Source organism: Oleiphilus sp. HI0117 (genome assembly GCF_001635235.1).
The window spans coordinates 1-2,931 of record NZ_LWGA01001007.1 but is presented as its reverse complement, the minus strand read 5'-3'; the positions used below and the strand labels follow the sequence as shown (position 1 = coordinate 2,931).

Genomic DNA, 2,931 nt, shown 5'->3' with positions numbered 1-2,931 from the left:
ATAAATCTTTTTCTGATGCTTCCCGCTTGTTAATAATGCTCCCCAACCTCCCGGTCCAGGGTTGCCTTTACAGGCTCCATCGGTATAAATCTCTATCATTCTTCTTTATCTTTCTCGTTATAAACTGAAAAGTCTTGTTCCAAAACCCGAGTGTGCCGTGAGCTTGCCAAAGGCATTCCTACGACCTTTGCACCTCGACGCCATTTTGAGTAGGAATTGATTCGTGAACCGACCTGTTTTTGTGCCGATATCAAATAGTATGCGCCTAGGGGGACTTTTGTATTGAGCACTTTATCGAGCCACAAAAAACGCCTAAATAAACCTGCATTATTAAAAGGCAGGCCGTAGTAATGGTATTTAGTAGTTCCCACCCTAAAATCGAGCAAATTCAACCAATCTTCGATTCGCTTACCACCAATAAAACAACTATTCCAGGGTGCTTGCTGCGACCTCCCTAACAACCTCCTCACTCCCCAAGTACTGAGAGGGTTAAACCCAACTATCACCATCGTACCAGAAGACTTGAGCACCCTGGCTGCCTCTCGCAGGGTTTGATGAGGCGCACTGGAAAAATCTAGTGCATGGTGCAAGATAACAACATCTTGGGTTTCGCTTTCTAATGCCAATTCCTCAGAAGAAGAAATAATAGAGTTTTCAGGTAAGTCCGGTTCCCACTCTGGCAACACATAAAATTTATGCCCCAAGCTACTTGGGTTACCTACTGGCACCCTATGCGAGACACCTATCTCAGCCTGGTGATAGCCAAACAAGCGATGTATTTTATTTGCTATATTACGCCGTTGGTCAGCTAATAAACTACGTCCTAAAGCACTCTGAAACCACTGTTCCAGTTGCTGTTGTTTAGAACTGTTAGCCTGTGCATTTTTATCCAAATCTTGTAACCCTGACATCGCAAAGCTCCCGCAGCGTGCTCGCAACAAAGCAGACTCTATCTAAAGTAGCTTTAATTTACCCAGTATTCATTCTAAGCTATGACAAATCAACCTAAGTGAGAGTTATCATATGATAAAAGTTCATGGCATACCTGCTTTTTCAGACAATTATATCTGGTGTATATATGATGACGCGAGCATGCAGGCTGTCGTTGTTGATCCTGGCTCATTTAGTGACACTCAAGATTATTTGAATTCACAAGGGCTAGACCTAGTAGCAATTCTTATCACTCACCACCACCCTGATCACACGGGAGGCTTGGCAAAACTTAAAGATCAATATGACTGTAAAAGCTTCGGCTCATCTCACTCAAAAGTTGAAGGTATCGATGAGCAACTGTCTGAAGGCGAAGCGATCAGCTTACTTGGCTTACAATTCAAAAGCCTCGACGTTCCGGGTCATACGCTTGATCATAATGCCTACTATTGCGAACAACTAGACGCATTGTTTTGTGGGGACACACTATTCTCAGGTGGTTGCGGTCGCTTATTCGAAGGCAGTGCTGAACAAATGTATAACTCGCTTGGAAAAATCCGCTTACTACCGAAGACGACACGCATCTTCTGTGCACACGAATATACATTATCCAATCTAGATTTTGCACTGAGTCTAATGCCAGACAACCAGGCACTACAAAACTACTTAGTAGAAGCCACCGATTTGCGTAAGCGTGGCTTATCCACTATCCCCTCCACACTAAAAACAGAACTGGAGATAAACCCGTTTTTTAGAAGCAACGATCCAGCCTTAGCTTCGAATGTTAAACAACTATTCCCCAATACGAATAGCTGTGAGCCAGATATTTTTGCCGCAACAAGGCTCGCGAAAGATCAGTTCTGACCATAGTAACAACGGGTTAGCACTTACAGAGTTAAATTTGTTACTAATTATTTAGCTCCAAGCAGTTGACCCTAAAGCCCCTACTTCATAGACTGGGCGGGAAAACTTGCTTAACGCCTAACAAAATGTGTTCCTTTTCTCGCAGCAGTAAAATAGCCACCCAATCGATATGCGTCATTTTCCTCTTATAGTTCTACTTTTGCTTATTAACGCTTGCGCGAGCTTTGATTCGTCGCGCGGACAGCTTGCCCCCCCTAGCTCGGTGCCGTCAGTTTCCAGCAACACAACATCAAACAAAAGCGAACCTACCCCCGACATTGAGAGCAAGGAAAACACTCAAGTAAGCGAACAAATCTCAAATACTCAAGAAAGTGGCATTAAGCAAGCGTCAACTGCTAGTAAAGCAAAGCTCCAACCCTCCCCAGAGCACACCAGTACGACACCAGCTAGTAATTCCGACAACGAAGCACTAACAGCACCACCCTATTTAATCTCTCAAATATTTGACGAAACGGTGGAGCCAAAAGAAAAGTTTTTCGTTAGCGGCCTTTTGAGCAGCCCAGATGAAGATCTATTCAGTAGTTTTGCTCTGAATAATAAGCTTATCGACAGCGCATCTGCCGAACATAACAAACAGCAGAATCGTAACTACGAGCAATACGGTTTTATCACTCCAACTGATGAGCTGGAACAGAAAGTCAATCAGGAGCTTCAGCTTCTTCGTGATAGACCTAGCCATAACCCTGACCAAGGCGACCTGCTTGACGATATTCGAAAGCACTTTACACTCGACCTGACTCTTGACAACAAGCGCATTCAAAGCCAGTTACGCTGGTACGTAAACAACCCCAATTATCTAGACCGAACCTTTAAGCGCTCTTCACGCTATCTTCACCATGTGGTGCAAGAAGTTAAGAAACGTAAACTACCGATGGAACTAGCACTACTACCTTTTGTCGAGAGTGCCTACGATCCTTTCGCATACAGTCATGGCCGTGCTTCAGGCTTATGGCAGTTTATTCCAGGTACCGGGAAGATTTATGGTTTGCATCAAAACTGGTGGTACGATGGACGACGTGACGTATTAGCATCGACTCAAGGAGCTCTCGAATACCTGAGTTACTTAAGTAGACGATT

4 protein-coding genes are annotated in these 2,931 nt (G+C 44.1%); 2 read left to right on the top strand and 2 right to left on the bottom strand.

Translation table 11 applies throughout. The annotated features are described in order from the left end of the window. Together A3757_RS25275 and A3757_RS18090 are read right to left on the bottom strand one after the other, a co-directional pair. On the bottom strand, window positions 1-99 hold a 99-nt coding region (locus A3757_RS25275; protein ID WP_304439197.1), incomplete at its 3' end, for an RNase H family protein. Continuing rightward, on the bottom strand, window positions 96-911 hold the full coding sequence (locus A3757_RS18090) for a class I SAM-dependent methyltransferase (protein WP_068552990.1): 816 nt from the start codon (window positions 909-911) through the stop codon (window positions 96-98). The genes A3757_RS18090 and A3757_RS25275, both read right to left, overlap by 4 nt. 112 nt (window positions 912-1,023) lie before the next feature. Between A3757_RS18090 and gloB the strand changes: the two genes are divergently transcribed. After that, window positions 1,024-1,794, top strand: a complete 771-nt coding sequence (gloB, locus tag A3757_RS18085; protein ID WP_068552991.1) for a hydroxyacylglutathione hydrolase — start codon at window positions 1,024-1,026, stop codon at window positions 1,792-1,794. Between the two features lie 199 nt (window positions 1,795-1,993). After that, a partial coding sequence (locus A3757_RS18080) for a transglycosylase SLT domain-containing protein (RefSeq protein ID WP_231878315.1) occupies window positions 1,994-2,931 on the top strand: 938 nt, incomplete at its 3' end.

Bases quoted from the DNA above. Each gene is read 5' to 3' on its own strand.
- A3757_RS18090 (WP_068552990.1), bottom strand. From the start codon at position 911: ATGTCAGGGTTACAAGATTTGGATAAAAATGCACAGGCTAACAGTTCT.
- gloB (WP_068552991.1), top strand. From the start codon at position 1,024: ATGATAAAAGTTCATGGCATACCTGCTTTTTCAGACAATTATATCTGG.